The organism is Enterococcus sp. DIV1444a, from assembly GCF_051712125.1.
Lineage (GTDB): Bacteria > Bacillota > Bacilli > Lactobacillales > Enterococcaceae > Enterococcus > Enterococcus faecalis.
In genome coordinates this window covers 944,745-959,943 of the sequence record NZ_JBIOOG010000001.1, presented here as the reverse complement: position 1 = coordinate 959,943, position 15,199 = coordinate 944,745, and the positions used below count along the sequence as shown (strand labels likewise).

At 32.2% G+C, this 15,199-nt stretch carries 12 protein-coding genes and 1 pseudogene; 2 read left to right on the top strand and 11 right to left on the bottom strand.

All coding sequences use genetic code 11. The features are described 5' to 3' along the window. Positions 1-2: 2 nt before the first annotated feature. From IGI87_RS04845 to IGI87_RS04830, 4 genes are all read right to left on the bottom strand, one after another. Entirely contained in the window at positions 3-1,508 is a 1,506-nt protein-coding gene (locus IGI87_RS04845; protein ID WP_438736389.1) for a PTS fructose transporter subunit IIC, read from the bottom strand. An 870-nt stretch (positions 1,509-2,378) separates the two neighbouring features. Beyond that, positions 2,379-2,729, bottom strand: a complete 351-nt coding sequence (locus tag IGI87_RS04840; protein ID WP_438736388.1) for a CsbD family protein — start codon at positions 2,727-2,729, stop codon at positions 2,379-2,381. Between the two features lie 778 nt (positions 2,730-3,507). Beyond that, positions 3,508-3,678: a hypothetical protein gene (locus IGI87_RS04835; RefSeq protein WP_438736387.1), complete on the bottom strand. Its 171-nt coding sequence runs from the start codon at positions 3,676-3,678 to the stop codon at positions 3,508-3,510. A 16-nt stretch (positions 3,679-3,694) separates the two neighbouring features. Further along, a complete protein-coding gene (locus IGI87_RS04830; protein ID WP_438736386.1) occupies positions 3,695-7,798 on the bottom strand; it encodes a VaFE repeat-containing surface-anchored protein in 4,104 nt (1,367 codons plus the stop codon). A gap of 549 nt (positions 7,799-8,347) precedes the next feature. On the opposite strand from IGI87_RS04830, the gene IGI87_RS04825 reads away from it, so the two are divergent. Both IGI87_RS04825 and IGI87_RS04820 read left to right on the top strand, forming a co-directional pair. After that, positions 8,348-9,787: a helix-turn-helix domain-containing protein gene (locus IGI87_RS04825; protein WP_438736385.1), complete on the top strand. Its 1,440-nt coding sequence runs from the start codon at positions 8,348-8,350 to the stop codon at positions 9,785-9,787. Then, the gene (locus IGI87_RS04820) at positions 9,784-10,380 is read left to right on the top strand and encodes a recombinase family protein (protein WP_438736384.1); all 597 of its coding nucleotides are present in this window, start codon (positions 9,784-9,786) and stop codon (positions 10,378-10,380) included. Before IGI87_RS04825 ends, IGI87_RS04820 begins: the two co-directional genes overlap by 4 nt. A gap of 204 nt (positions 10,381-10,584) precedes the next feature. Here the strand turns inward: IGI87_RS04820 and IGI87_RS04815 are convergent. From IGI87_RS04815 to IGI87_RS04785, 7 genes and pseudogenes are all read right to left on the bottom strand, one after another. Then, positions 10,585-10,826 (bottom strand): annotated as a pseudogene (locus tag IGI87_RS04815) (hypothetical protein). A 62-nt stretch (positions 10,827-10,888) separates the two neighbouring features. After that, complete coding sequence (locus tag IGI87_RS04810; RefSeq protein WP_438736383.1) at positions 10,889-11,122, bottom strand: hypothetical protein; 234 nt, start codon at positions 11,120-11,122, stop codon at positions 10,889-10,891. Positions 11,123-11,416: 294 nt separating this feature from the next. Beyond that, positions 11,417-12,436 carry a S41 family peptidase gene (locus tag IGI87_RS04805; RefSeq protein WP_438736382.1) on the bottom strand — a complete coding sequence of 340 codons (1,020 nt, stop codon included), beginning with the start codon at positions 12,434-12,436 and terminating at the stop codon, positions 11,417-11,419. Between the two features lie 73 nt (positions 12,437-12,509). Then, positions 12,510-13,007 (bottom strand): hypothetical protein, encoded by a 498-nt coding sequence (locus IGI87_RS04800; RefSeq protein WP_202563115.1) that lies wholly within the window; start codon positions 13,005-13,007, stop codon positions 12,510-12,512. 414 nt (positions 13,008-13,421) lie between these two features. Continuing rightward, positions 13,422-14,240 carry a VanW family protein gene (locus IGI87_RS04795; protein WP_202563607.1) on the bottom strand — a complete coding sequence of 273 codons (819 nt, stop codon included), beginning with the start codon at positions 14,238-14,240 and terminating at the stop codon, positions 13,422-13,424. 286 nt (positions 14,241-14,526) lie between these two features. Further along, positions 14,527-14,721, bottom strand: a complete 195-nt coding sequence (locus IGI87_RS04790; protein ID WP_113836570.1) for a CsbD family protein — start codon at positions 14,719-14,721, stop codon at positions 14,527-14,529. Between the two features lie 29 nt (positions 14,722-14,750). After that, positions 14,751-15,047: a hypothetical protein gene (locus IGI87_RS04785; protein WP_438736381.1), complete on the bottom strand. Its 297-nt coding sequence runs from the start codon at positions 15,045-15,047 to the stop codon at positions 14,751-14,753. Between the last annotated feature and the right edge of the window lie 152 nt (positions 15,048-15,199).

Genomic DNA, 15,199 nt, shown 5'->3' with positions numbered 1-15,199 from the left:
GATTACATCTCCGTCGTTTGTTGTTCCAAAATTTCTTCCGTTAACTCTCTGTGATCTTTACGCATAACACCAATTAGAATGGCCGTAGTCAAAATCCCTGCCGAAACGGAGAATATCCATGTAATAAATGGGATTGGCTGCTCGACATAGCCAATAAAGGTGCCTAAAGGTGAACCAATGCCTCCAAAGAATTTACAACCCGTCGCAGCCGCCATGCCACCAGCGACCGCTGAACCAACTACATTAGCAAAAATCATTCGAACTGGATCAGCCGCTACAAAAGGAATCGCTCCTTCTGTCACACCAACAATTCCCATACCAAATGCTGCACTTGCCGCTACTTTTTCATCTTTTGAAAATTTCTTTTTAAATATTATAGTTGCTAACCAAACGCCTAAAGGCGCCACTGAAATAGCCGCTTGCGTCGCTGTTTGAGGAACAAAATTTGTGCCTTCCACCCCATATTTTGCTAACGTATCGGTGAATATGGCGGTGCCAAACACCAACGCGGTTTTATTAACTGGCCCACCTAAGTCAAAACCAATCATCGCGCCACAAACAGCTCCAATAATGACATGCGCTCCAGCATAATTATTATTCAAAGCAGTTAAACCGTTATACATAGCATCCATGCCATTGGCAATTGGTGAACCAATAATGTATAGAACGATTAATGAAATCACCGCGGTTGCAATAAATGGAATAATCATAATAGGTACAATTGGTTGCAATAATTTGGGCCATTTTATTTTTTTCAAGCCCTTAACCATATAGCCGACAACAAACGCAACAATGATCGCACCAATAAACCCGCCACCTGCATTAGCTCCTAAGAATTCTGGATCGTTCGCTAAATATGCACCAATCATAGCTGGTGCAATTGCTGGTTTATCCGCAATTGAATTTGCAACGAACCCTGCAAATAATGGAATCATTAATTTGAAACCGACTTGACCGACATAAAAAAGTTTTGACATCAAGAATCCTAACTGAGTATCTGTATCAAATCCCCATTTAACGATACGACCTAAATCGTCTTTTTGAAATGCATATAAATTAGCAATTAAAAGAATAAGTCCTGCTGCAATAACCATAGGAATCATATAGGAAATTCCACTCATTAAATGGGTAAATATCGTTGTTTTTTCTTTGTCATTTCCTATTTGGATTTTTCCAACTTTGGATCCTTTCTTCCCAAATACTTCAGCTTCTGAAAAAGCAGTCGTGATTAGACCTTCTGCATCTTCAATCGCAGGAATGGATTTCGTTACATATAATGGTTTTCCAGAAAAGCGAATTGGGTCTATCTTAATATCTGAAGCAATAATTACTAAATCAGCCGCTTCAATATCTTCATCAGTTAAAACACTTTCTGCTCCAATTGCGCCATTGGTTTCCACTTTCATCTGATATCCTAATTTTCCAGCCGCACGTTCTAATGACTCTGCTGCCATATACGTATGCGCAATTCCAGTTGCACATGCTGTTACCGCAATAATTTTTTTCATACAATCCCTCCTTTGTATAAAACGCTTACAATTTTAGTTTACAATCTATTTGTTGGTAAATCTAGTTTACCTCGTCATTTTGTTTTTGGTTTCAAGAAAAAGCATAGTTTCGATACTTTTTTCAAAGCTTATTGCAATCCTGTTATTTAGCAGAAATATACTCAAGAATTTAATTTAAATACACATACTATTCTTTTTATAGACCTATAAGTAGTGTTTATCAAATGAATTTAACTACTCAGAAAGCTAAAAATGATAATTGATACAAATAACAAAGCTACTTACATAGTGATTGTTTTTATTTGGTTAGAATAAATGATCCTTATATGGTATTTTTTTATCTTTTTCCTTAAATATATACCGCTCTCCATATCAATTATCTAATAAAGCGTCATTGTATGTTTCTTCTTGCTTAAACAGTTATATCCCTCATATCGCTTAGTCAATGATATGATAAATTCTAATCGCTGACTACCTTACTTTAAAAAAACTAAGAAAAAGTAACAAGCTTGATGTAGTGAAACCCAAAAATTAGACTGAATATTGCCAGAGAAAGCTGGGCAGTACTTTTATAATACGAACCGTTCACGAAATTGAACGGGACTACACTCTAGTGGTATCTTGACTCTATTGTATTTATAATAGTCAATCCATTTCTTAATTGCTTAAACCTAGAATAAATAATGCTACAATAGGTTTCTTATTTTAGTAAATCGAAGAAATTTCCTATACGAGAATTGTCAAAACAATTTCCTTTACCTTTTTCGTGAATGCATAATTATATTTTGCCCAATTTAAATACGCCCCCAAAGTTAGACTTTTTGATCTAACTTTGGGGGCGTACTACATGAGACTTATTCTTTTTTTAATTTATCTGTCTAATTTTTCATCACTAGCAATATCTTCTGCTCTTTGTTTGTAGTCATCAGTCACATTTTCTACGACTTCCTTTGCTTTCCCAGATCCCTTCTCAGAAGTGCCTGTTCCTACAATACCTGATATAGATTGTTTTAAATCCTCTAAAACTTCTTTAGAAGCTCCGATAACTTGATCCAAAGTTCCTTCTGCCTGCATTTGTTCATTTCCTATCACTTTTCCAGCGACTTCTTTTGCTTTTCCCTTAACAGAATCTTTATTAGTATTCATCTTCTGCATTTTATTAACAACAGCTAAACCAAAAGCTGTAGCTAAAAAACCAACGATAATTCCACTTTTTTTCATAGATATTCCCTCCACATTTAAGATACCTTTATTCTACCAGAAATTGAAGTAAAACACTTGTATTATACATTTCAAAGAGTAAGGCAATTCGACTATGTTAAATCCTACATCCACTAGTTTTATTTCCTTGATTATTGTGCCACAATATATTACTCTATTCACCTAAATCGCTTGATAACGAAATTATTGCAATGGTCCCATCAGATTACAATCGTTTTAGCTTTTTCTTAATGTGTATTTCTACTCACTTCTTTCAAGAAATTACTTTGCTAAAAATATATATTATTTCCTAAATAATTACTAAATGGTATAATTATTCTACTTTCTCGGGAATATTATATTTGGAATAATTTTCCTCTCTTTCTAAAATAACTGTTGATAAACGATTGTCTCTATCATATCAGTTATTCAGACAGTGGTAGGCTGACTATTTTTTGTTAAAAACTTCTGGATATGGGGATAGTCCCAAGAGAAACAACCAGATCATAAAATAATTGTGGTTTCTACTTTTATTAGTCCAAAATGTACTATTTATATATCAAAATTAGGCAATTGAACTCTAAAAGTTACAGAAAACAGGTCAAAAATTTAAAAGTTTCTGACCTAGGAATTTTCCTAATCTCTTAAATAATTTGTTGAATTTAAAAAAATGTAAAGAGCAATCTATGTGTAGTCCACCCCCAAAGTTAGACCAAAAATCTAACTTTGGGGCCGCACTACAATGTTGACTTGCCCTTTACATTTATTTACGTTAGAGGATTAAAATGTTAGCTGATAATTATTCACTAAGATTCTTTATTTCAAATTCTACATCATATCCCAAGTCGTTGAGACGCTTAATATAACTTTTATATTTTTCTTTTTCATCTTTATCACTATCTACCATAATTTTAGTAGCTGAATTAGTTGCTAATTTGAGCAGCTCTTTAGCTTCTTGTATTCTGTCCATAACTTACCTCTTTCTATTATTTAAACAATTTTCTTTTAAAGAAGATTAATATTCCCGTTAGTAAAAGACTTATAGCTCCTAAACAAACTAATGTATTCTCTGATACTACTCCTGTCATAGGGAAAATTTTTGACGATGGCTCAGGCTTGTTTGGTACTTTTGGCTTATTTGGCACTTCTGGTTTTTCTGGTACTTCCACTGTCTGATTGACATCGTTGATGTCACTATGTGTCGCTATCTGTTTTCCATCCTGTTTTAGATCTTCAAATACAACAATCTTCTTCCCATTCAACGCAGAAGCATTGAATTCAAAGATTAACGCTTCTTGACCTGTTGCGTTTGTTGGCGTAAATTTCTTACTTGCCGTTACTTCTTTTCCATCTACTACTAAAGCTTTTCCAGTTGCTTTATCCATTAGCTTTCCTTGTAACTCATATTCTTTACCAGGAATAAGGTTTTTGTAATCAACTACGTCTTTCACTTGGACTTTTTCTTCTGCTGGAATAACTTTTGTGTTGTCTTTTGCGTTTGTCGCATTTGTTTTGATTTCTGGCACTTCTGGTTTTTCTGGTACTTCCACTGTCTGATTGACATCGTTGATGTCACTATGTGTCGCTACCTGTTTTCCATCCTGTTTTAGATCTTCAAATACAACAATCTTCTTCCCATTCAACGCAGAAGCATTGAATTCAAAGATTAACGCTTCTTGACCTGTTGCGTTTGTTGGCGTAAATTTCTTACTTGCCGTTACTTCTTTTCCATCTACTACTAAAGCTTTTCCAGTTGCTTTATCCATTAGCTTTCCTTGTAACTCATATTCTTTACCAGGAATAAGGTTTTTGTAATCAACTACGTCTTTCACTTGGACTTTTTCTTCTGCTGGAATAACTTTTGTGTTGTCTTTTGCGTTTGTCGCATTTGTTTTGATTTCTGGCACTTCTGGTTTTTCTGGTACTTCCACTGTCTGATTGACATCGTTGATGTCACTATGTGTCGCTACCTGTTTTCCATCTTGTTTTAGATCTTCAAATACAACAATCTTCTTCCCATTCAACGCAGAAGCATTGAATTCAAAGATTAACGCTTCTTGACCTGTTGCGTTTGTTGGCGTAAATTTCTTACTTGCCGTTACTTCTTTTCCATCTACTACTAAAGCTTTTCCAGTTGCTTTATCCATTAGCTTTCCTTGTAACTCATATTCTTTACCAGGAATAAGGTTTTTGTAATCAACTACGTCTTTCACTTGGACTTTTTCTTCTGCTGGAATAACTTTTGTGTTGTCTTTTGCGTTTGTCGCATTTGTTTTGATTTCTGGCACTTCTGGTTTTTCTGGTACTTCCACTGTCTGATTGACATCGTTGATGTCACTATGTGTCGCTACCTGTTTTCCATCCTGTTTTAGATCTTCAAATACAACAATCTTCTTCCCATTCAATGCAGAAGCATTGAATTCAAAGATTAACGCTTCTTGACCTGTTGCGTTTGTTGGCGTAAATTTCTTACTTGCCGTTACTTCTTTTCCATCTACTACTAAAGCTTTTCCAGTTGCTTTATCCATTAGCTTTCCTTGTAACTCATATTCTTTACCAGGAATAAGGTTTTTGTAATCAACTACGTCTTTCACTTGGACTTTTTCTTCTGCTGGAATAACTTTTGTGTTGTCTTTTGCGTTTGTCGCATTTGTTTTGATTTCTGGCACTTCTGGTTTTTCTGGTACTTCCACTGTCTGATTGACATCGTTGATGTCACTATGTGTCGCTACCTGTTTTCCATCTTGTTTTAGATCTTCAAATACAACAATCTTCTTCCCATTCAACGCAGAAGCATTGAATTCAAAGATTAACGCTTCTTGACCTGTTGCGTTTGTTGGCGTAAATTTCTTACTTGCCGTTACTTCTTTTCCATCTACTACTAAAGCTTTTCCAGTTGCTTTATCCATTAGCTTTCCTTGTAACTCATATTCTTTACCAGGAATAAGGTTTTTGTAATCAACTACGTCTTTCACTTGGACTTTTTCTTCTGCTGGAATAACTTTTGTGTTGTCTTTTGCGTTTGTCGCATTTGTTTTGATTTCTGGCACTTCTGGTTTTTCTGGTACTTCCACTGTCTGATTGACATCGTTGATGTCACTATGTGTCGCTACCTGTTTTCCATCCTGTTTTAGATCTTCAAATACAACAATCTTCTTCCCATTCAATGCAGAAGCATTGAATTCAAAGATTAACGCTTCTTGACCTGTTGCGTTTGTTGGCGTAAATTTCTTACTTGCCGTTACTTCTTTTCCATCTACTACTAAAGCTTTTCCAGTTGCTTTATCCATTAGCTTTCCTTGTAACTCATATTCTTTACCAGGAATAAGGTTTTTGTAATCAACTACGTCTTTCACTTGGACTTTTTCTTCTGCTGGAATAACTTTTGTGTTGTCTTTTGCGTTTGTCGCATTTGTTTTGATTTCTGGCACTTCTGGTTTTTCTGGTACTTCCACTGTCTGATTGACATCGTTGATGTCACTATGTGTCGCTACCTGTTTTCCATCCTGTTTTAGATCTTCAAATACAACAATCTTCTTCCCATTCAACGCAGAAGCATTGAATTCAAAGATTAACGCTTCTTGACCTGTTGCGTTTGTTGGCGTAAATTTCTTACTTGCCGTTACTTCTTTTCCATCTACTACTAAAGCTTTTCCAGTTGCTTTATCCATTAGCTTTCCTTGTAACTCATATTCTTTACCAGGAATAAGGTTTTTGTAATCAACTACGTCTTTCACTTGGACTTTTTCTTCTGCTGGAATAACTTTTGTGTTGTCTTTTGCGTTTGTCGCATTTGTTTTGATTTCTGGCACTTCTGGTTTTTCTGGTACTTCCACTGTCTGATTGACATCGTTGATGTCACTATGTGTCGCTACCTGTTTTCCATCTTGTTTTAGATCTTCAAATACAACAATCTTCTTCCCATTCAACGCAGAAGCATTGAATTCAAAGATTAACGCTTCTTGACCTGTTGCGTTTGTTGGCGTAAATTTCTTACTTGCCGTTACTTCTTTTCCATCTACTACTAAAGCTTTTCCAGTTGCTTTATCCATTAGCTTTCCTTGTAACTCATATTCTTTACCAGGAATAAGGTTTTTGTAATCAACTACGTCTTTCACTTGGACTTTTTCTTCTGCTGGAATAACTTTTGTGTTGTCTTTTGCGTTTGTCGCATTTGTTTTGATTTCTGGTACTTCTGGTTTTTCAATAGTAGCTTTTGCATTCGCAGAAAATATTTTGTTACTTGTAACTTTAAACGCTTGTATTGTTGCCATATGTTGTCTTGACGATTGATCAGGAACTAAATATCCAGAAAGTTGCAGAGCGCTTGCTAATTTTGTTGTAACGTTTATATTAAAGTCTACTTGGTCTTGTGTAGAGTTTACCACTTCCACAGGTATACTAATTTCCAATGTTTTTTCTTTAATTGTATAGCTGACCTTCTCTTGAGCTTCAGCATTATTACTTTTTATATCTACTTTAGTATCAGATATATCATTAGCTTCGGTTTCTAATAAATATGTTGCTTTATATCTGTTGCCATCTTTAATCATCATTTGATTTTCTGGATTTATATTTAGTTTGAAATTATTGATTTGTTCGATAGGATCTGGTTGGCTAGTCGCGTAGTTAACTAATTTTCCGACAACAGGATCAACATTCAGATCATCTGTGTTACCAGAAACAATATAAAATATAGCACATTGAGTAGCTGCGTATTGGGCATCTTCATCTAAATGAGAAATAAATTCTTTTTGATATTGAAAGTTTAGAATTAGATTTGCGATAGCTTTGTTTTCTAAACGTGACTTTACAGTTAAATAGCTACCGTTTGATGGATATTCTTTTTTAGGTTCTACACAAAATACAGCATCTCCTGTAGCAGAATTTCTCACCAAAGACATCTTATACTCATCAGAGTATTCATCCCAGTTTTTTAAATTAACATCAATTTCATCTAATTTTTTTATTCTTTGTACTTGTATTCGTTCTCCTGTATCAGCATATGCTACATTCCATAAAGGAATTGCATTTCCTGTAACTATTAGCAATGTTACAAATATTTTAAAAAATTTATAAAGCTTTTTCATTATAAGCCTCCTCTAAGTTTCTATCTTTAATGACACTATCCCTCTTTATTTATTATCGGTTAGTTTGTTAGTAATTAAATTTTTTATTAAAAGTAAAGCATAGTTTATAGGTAAATATAAACTATGCTTTATATAAAGTTACTCCCTCCTCCATTTTTTTAAATTCCAATTGCACTTATTAGAATACAATAGTATCAATATTACCTATATGTTTTACTAATACTCCTTAAACAATACCCTCTTTTTAAAATACGTCATTTAATTCTCCTTTCTTAGATAAAAAATTTGTAATGTAAACAAATGTATATGTACATCAATGTTAACTAAAAAAAATAGGGATTTCATAAAATGAAATCCCTTATGTACCAACATTCGACATAGTGTTATTTTTTTGTTGACATGGCGTCACATATACATTAGTATATTTTACATATAAAATCTTTAGTAGTATACTGTTATAACTGAATACTGCAATCCAATTTACGTATAGATCTATACGTAAATTGGATTGCAAACGAGAGGAGTGCTGTTATTTTAATACGTAAAAAAATGAAAGATAAGTTGTTAATTCTTTACTTACTAAGTCATCCAAATTGGACTACAGATAGTTTAGCGTTAAAATTGAACCAATCAAAAAGATATACAAAAGACTTGCTAAAGGAATTAAAAGACGACATAGTTTATCACTTAGATTCACCACTAAATATTCAAGTAGGATTTAGTGGTGAAATTATTATTACACCACACACACCAAGTGACATTTTGCACTTATTCTATGCTTTAAAGCTTGCTTATTTGGAACAAACAAATGAATTTAAGCTGTTGCACTTACTTTTACAGAAACAAACACTCTCTATTGAAGCCATAGCTAATTATCTATTTGTATCTCCTTCTTATGTTCGAAAGATAATAAATAGAATGAACGCTTTTTTTCAGTCCTTTCAGTTTCAGATATCCGAAGAAAAAAAAGTCTACGAATTAAAAGGAAATGAACTTTCTATTCGCTTATTTTTTTATGTAATTATGAATGACACTTACCAATCTATCCCTTGGCCTTATAAAAGTAAAGACTTTCCTGATTCTATTGATTACCGGCAGTCACTTCATATTATGCTCACTATTCTAAACAGTCGAAAAAGTCATAAGAATCGTGTGCCTGTACTAAGTAAAAAAAGTGCTTGGATTATCGCTCACATGAAAGAAACATATAATTTTATTCCACATTTGAAAAGTCAAAATATTTATTTTCATAATAGTTTAAATCAAGCTGCCATAGAAGAATACTTCATTTTTTTCACACATATTTGCGCACCACAGGTCATTCCGAAAGAAATCAAAATTGTTTTGGGCGAGACATTTCTAAATGCTACTACTGACATTACTTTCTCAAGGACACTTTCTTTTAAAGTCATAGACCATTTTCAATTGGACTATGAAGAAGAAAAAAAATATTTACTTGCATATTACTTAACCGTTCTAGAAGGTTTTTATGATCTTATGCAAGAAACTACTATTTTATTTGAAAAACTTGTATTCCCACCTCTAGAATATTCTTTGCTTTTTGAAAAAACATATGTTAAAGAAATAATGCAAGTCTTTCAAAACTTCTTATCAGAAGAACGTCATGAAGAGTTACTCAACAACTATAAATTACAGCAATACTTCTATGGCTTAATTTACACTATTTTACAAATTGAGACTCCTCCAGTTGTACGTATATTTCTGTATATAACAAATGCCCTTACAGCTCAAGATCTTATTCGGACGCGTTTAGAGACAATATATAATTCTAAGACTGTCTTGTTTGTCCCATGCTTTGAACAAGCAGATTTAGTTGTAACCGATTCGCTAAATTTTGGTCAAGATATTGATACAGAAATTTTTTCTTTCAATACCATTTTAAAAGAAGACCAATGGTCGCTTTTATTGCAAAAAATAAATCAATTGATTTTAAATAAAATGACTATACAAGAAAGGGATTATGAATGAAAATAGTTGGTTATGCTAGAGTTAGTACCACCCATCAACAACTTGATTCGCAAATCTATGCGCTAGAAAGTTTTGGTTGTGATATCATTTTTAAAGAATACGAAAGTGGACGCCTGAACAATCGTTCCCAGTTATCTCAGGCTTTAGAAAGTCTTTCACCAGGAGATACATTTGTTATATTCAAATTAGACCGACTTTCTCGAGGAACAAAGCACTTGCTTTCCTTAATGGAGTTCTTCAATGAGAATCAGATTAATTTCATTAGCATTCAAAACAATATTGATACAAGTACATCAATAGGAAAATTCTTTTTTACTATTATGAGTGCTTTCGCAGAAATGGAAGCTGATTTAATTAGAGAGCGAGTTATTTCTGGATTACAAGCTGCGAAAGAAAACGGTGTTACTTTAGGTAGACCTGTAAAAAACAAAAATATTGAGCAAGTAATTGATCAATACCTATACACTGATAAGTCAATTACACAGATTGCCATAGAGAACGATATATCTCGTCCTACTGTGTATCGTTATTTAAAAACTAGAAATGTGCCTCTCAGACCCACTAAAGAGAAACAAGATACTAGGATTAAATAAATCTATATCTCCCCCTAGTTATTGGAAAGTTAGTAAAGTATTATTGGCATCTTCTTTACTTTTATGTTATAAATGTTGCATAAGAAGCAAAAGTCTCACTTCTTTACAAATCTATCTCTTTGACCAGTCGGCGGAAAACGGCTGGCTATTTATCTGGTAAAAATGAAAAAGCAATCAGTGGTCGATTGCTTTTTTCCCATTGTCCTAATGTAATTCTTTGCACGATAGATACAGCAAATAGTTTGTTTTTTCTATGAATTGATAAAGAGCCAGTTTTATTGAAGTACTCAAATCTATCATCTTGTCTATTCTACTTTCTATCTCTTCCTTGTTATAAGTAAAAAATTATCTTCCCATACCAACGCTATTACTAATTCTTCTTCATGAAAACTTATAAAATACGTACATCCATAAGAATTTCCTCTTTCATGAGCATAAATTTGCATATGAACCTTTTCCTTCCCTTTTTATTAGTGGACACCAAAGGTTATTTTAACACTATTTTTTATTATTTATCTCCTCTTAATTGCTTCTTGTGAGCTAATTCTAATTCATTCGCTGTTTGCCGTAACCATTGAACTAGTCCCACTGTATCAAAGGTTAAAGCTGCTTTTTTTGTTCCATTTCCCACGTGTGTTCCTTTTTTACTAAGTAGAGTAATACTTAGCCATTCTACTGGTACATCAGGGGTTGCAATTGCAATTGAGCCGTGGTACCCTCTTTCTTCATTTAATGAATTCAATTCTTAATTCATTAATTACACTCCATTATTTAATTCCTCAGGATACAAAGCTTTCTTTTTGTATATAATCGGATATATATGTGATTTTTACCATATGAACAATTCCTATATAGGAAAGTATTTATTCTGAACACAAATTTTTCAAAAATATTGAATCCAAGTACAGCAAGATAAAACAAAGAGGTCAAAACTTTTATGTTTTTGACCCCAAACTTTATTATCCATAAATATATTTAAATCTATTACAAAATACCTATTCTTAAACAAATACTTTTATTAAAATGTAGCTTCAACTCAATCAGAGTTAATCCAACTTTTTATTTCTTTAAATAGTTTCTTGCTATTAGAAAATTGTATAATATCTTGAGTATTTCTATCTAACATCGATAAATCTACATAATAATCTGGTGGGACAGGTTGATTGTTAAACAACCATTGTCCCTTTATGGGCTTTATCGTCTCATAATAGCCAACAGTGTATACGAACCACCAATAATTATCGGAATTTTGATTTGTTAAAAAACGTCCTAAGTTAACTGAAGTATACCCCGCAGAAGGCATACCAAAAACTTTTACATTTGGATTATTCTTTAACGCTAAAAGTAAACTTTCAGCAGCACTTGCTGTGTTATTGTTTATTACAATTGCAACTTTTTTTCCTAGCTTCTTTTTTTGTAATGATAATTTATAAAGATTCAGTTCGTTAATCGTTCCTGGAATACCACCAAATAATTTACCATTTTTTAAGTAAACAGGATACTTTTCCTTTTTATTATTAATATTGCTAAAGAGCATACCATCGGGAATTAAAGAACTCGCACCAATAATCATAGGTTCTTTCAGTCCGCCATAATTATTTGATAAATTTAAAACAATGTTGCCAGAAATATTTTCGATTAAATCTATCAACTTTGATGCATATTTAATTGAGAAGTTATCATCATTGCTATAGACACCTGGAATATTAATAATTGTAAGATCCTCATACTTTGAAATACTTGGTAACTTAAGAGTTTCCATATCTTCCATATCTTTGTCACTACTTATTTGTTTTACAGAACTATGTTTGTTAGCACCATATACTAATGTATTTAAATTATCCACATTAGTTACTTTTTTACCGTATCTTGTTAATTCTAAAATATTTCTCCACTCATCTTTATTAGTAATTACTCCATATTGAGATATCGTATGAAGTACTTCATAGCTTCTAGAATCAATCGATTTTAGAGGTAAAAAGAAAAAAATAAGAGCAACAAAAATAATGACACATGTGCTAATAATATAAAAAAGTAAATATTTTTTGATACTCATCCTGTTCATCGTCCTTAAAAAGTAATATACTTCAATATTTCACTATACATGGCTGTTCTAACTAATTTTATTTTCACCAACGTACTTCTTCCTTTATATCTATAAATTGATTCACTAGCTTCTGGTACTCTTTTAGTTGTTCCTTTAAGCAAATCGTAAATATTCCACCCATGAGACTACCAAAAAACAACGAGCCTATTAATGAACCAAAAATAATAAATTCTTTTCTTACAAAAACTTGATGAAAGTTTGTTAGCATAACAAACATGAATAAGGCATTACATATAAAAAGGTTAAGGAATAGATGAATACTAGAAAAATCATGTTTTTCATCAAGAACAATTGGTTTAAAGAAACGATACATAACATAATATTCACTGATCAATATTCCCATTAATAATATACCTTTCACTATTATCAGCCAAGAAAAATCGCTTAAAATAAGATCAAAAAAACCAAGTACTGGTATAAACACAAATAGCCATCGAAATTGATAAACATACTGGTAGAAATTATGTGTCTTAAAAAAATCCATCTGTTTTTGAAACTTTTCTTTATCCGTTATATCCATATTAGCCTCTCTCTTCTTTAACGATTACTATTGCTTATTCTATCGACTTTTTGCCTATTATTTACTTTGAATGAATCCTCTTTTTATTAGTATTGTTAATATAGACGAAGTACGACATAAAACAGCGCTTTCATATTAGACGAATGATCTCCACATGAAATCATAGTTAACTTTATTAAATGATATATGCAGTTAAAATAAATCACACAAAAATCCTAAATCATATCTTATCTTAAGCTTCTGACCTTGATTTTCCATATTTTTATCTGATAATTTAAATTAAAACCTATTTTAATATTTGAAGTAATATTGAACAAAAGTGTTAAAAGTAAAATTTACTCAAAATATACAAAAAATTTAAATCAAATTATTGACTAGCAATATAATATTTTAGCTGAAAATTTTAACAACTCCTTATTCATCAACTATATCAATATTGTTAGGGGAATAAAGAACTTCTGCATGGTTCACTTTAATTAAGGTTCGATTGATTAAAGTATTATTATTATCATAACAGTATTGATATATTTTTCCACATCGGTATACTTTATCATCTTTTTGTACAAATTTTTCTTGTTCTATTTTAACTTCATATCTTAAATTCTGAATATCAGAACTATACAGTTCACCATGAAGGTAGTTATCACTTACGAATGTTACCAATTGATAAGTACTTTTAGTAGTGTTTTTAAATCGGTAATCCAGATAATTAAAAACAATTGATGTACCACTACCAAAGGGGACTTCCCTTTTAGCATCAGGAAACATATCTATCTGCTCATGATGATGTTTTTCTACAATCTCTAAAGGTGTGTGCAATATCATCCAATGAATTAGGTTACTAAACTGACATAGTCCCCCACCTGTTCCTTTTTTTAATTCGCCATCATTGTGTATCATCAGACCCATTTGGTATCCTTCTTTTTCTGTACATCTACCAATTAAATTCCAAAAAGAAAATACTTCTCCTGGCTTAATTATTATATTACTAATCTTCGGAGAAGCGATTCTTAGGTTTGTAACTTTTGCCTCTTCTATTTGAATAGGCACCTTGTGTAACCCACGTCTCATCAATGATTTATGGGAAAATACCTTATGCGGAAGTAATTCTTTACTTTTTTCTGTTGCAATATTTCCTGTGATTAAATCATGTACTTTCCGCTTGAAAACATGTAATTCATAGGATATTTTATAAGTTAATGGTGATACTTCACAAAATAGTTTTCGTCTAATTATCATACATTCCCCCAAAATTATTTTTTTACTTGAATATAAGCTATTATCTGAAACATATTCACAAACTTATTATTTCAGAATTAACAACGAGTTATGTTAATTTTATCCCAAAGAAAGTTGTTATACCAGTGTTTCCAAAATAAACTATGGATTTCTTTGAATTTTACACATAATTTCTACTAGTCTGTGTAACTGCTAAATAATTCACACAAACGTTTTACAATCTATTTAATCAAATAAAATATAAAAAATGACAAACTTTGTAGGTCTGTCTTTAACAGTATTATTTATCCAGTTTTTCTTTTACGTCCTCAACAACATCTTCGACTTTGTCTTTCGCATCAGAAGCGACTTCTTTTACTTTGCCAATGGTTTGATCTAAGAAGCCTTCTGCTTTTTGCTGATTATCGCCAGTCACATTTCCTGCCACTTCTTTTGCTTTTCCTTTGATTTTATCTGTCGTTCCTTTATCTGTCATAATTAATTCCTCCTGATATTTTATTTTTGTTAGTTGTTTGTATCTGAAGACTCTAATTCTCTACTAGCACCTTCAATGGCTTTACTAGCTTTTGTTTTACCTTCTTCTACTTTTTCTTTGCCTTTTTCAACTGCTTCACTGGCTTTTGTCTTTCCAGTTTCAACAGCATCACTGGTTTTATCTTTCGCTTCATCAAGCGCGCTGCTTCCTTTTTCCTTTGCCTCTTGTACTTTAGAAGAAGTAGCTGTAGAATTCTCTGTTTTCTTTTCTTTACTTCCGCCACACGCAGCTAATGAGAATACAGCTACTCCGGCAGCAATTGTCAATACAATCTTTTACAACTTTCATCGACCTCCGTGTATTAATTTTTTATGGAACAAACTAATTATAAAACAAATGCATAAAAAAATATAATAGTCTAAAGTCTGATTTTTTACCTTAAACACTAAAAAAGTGTTGTGTTTGAAAGTTCTCAAAA

Excerpts from the sequence above, each read along its gene's own strand:
- IGI87_RS04845 (WP_438736389.1), bottom strand. The coding sequence starts at position 1,508 with ATGAAAAAAATTATTGCGGTAACAGCATGTGCAACTGGAATTGCGCAT.
- IGI87_RS04840 (WP_438736388.1), bottom strand. The coding sequence starts at position 2,729 with ATGAAAAAAAGTGGAATTATCGTTGGTTTTTTAGCTACAGCTTTTGGT.
- IGI87_RS04835 (WP_438736387.1), bottom strand. The coding sequence starts at position 3,678 with ATGGACAGAATACAAGAAGCTAAAGAGCTGCTCAAATTAGCAACTAAT.
- IGI87_RS04830 (WP_438736386.1), bottom strand. The coding sequence starts at position 7,798 with ATGAAAAAGCTTTATAAATTTTTTAAAATATTTGTAACATTGCTAATA.
- IGI87_RS04825 (WP_438736385.1), top strand. The coding sequence starts at position 8,348 with ATGAAAGATAAGTTGTTAATTCTTTACTTACTAAGTCATCCAAATTGG.
- IGI87_RS04820 (WP_438736384.1), top strand. The coding sequence starts at position 9,784 with ATGAAAATAGTTGGTTATGCTAGAGTTAGTACCACCCATCAACAACTT.
- IGI87_RS04805 (WP_438736382.1), bottom strand. The coding sequence starts at position 12,436 with ATGAGTATCAAAAAATATTTACTTTTTTATATTATTAGCACATGTGTC.
- IGI87_RS04800 (WP_202563115.1), bottom strand. The coding sequence starts at position 13,007 with ATGGATATAACGGATAAAGAAAAGTTTCAAAAACAGATGGATTTTTTT.
- IGI87_RS04790 (WP_113836570.1), bottom strand. The coding sequence starts at position 14,721 with ATGACAGATAAAGGAACGACAGATAAAATCAAAGGAAAAGCAAAAGAA.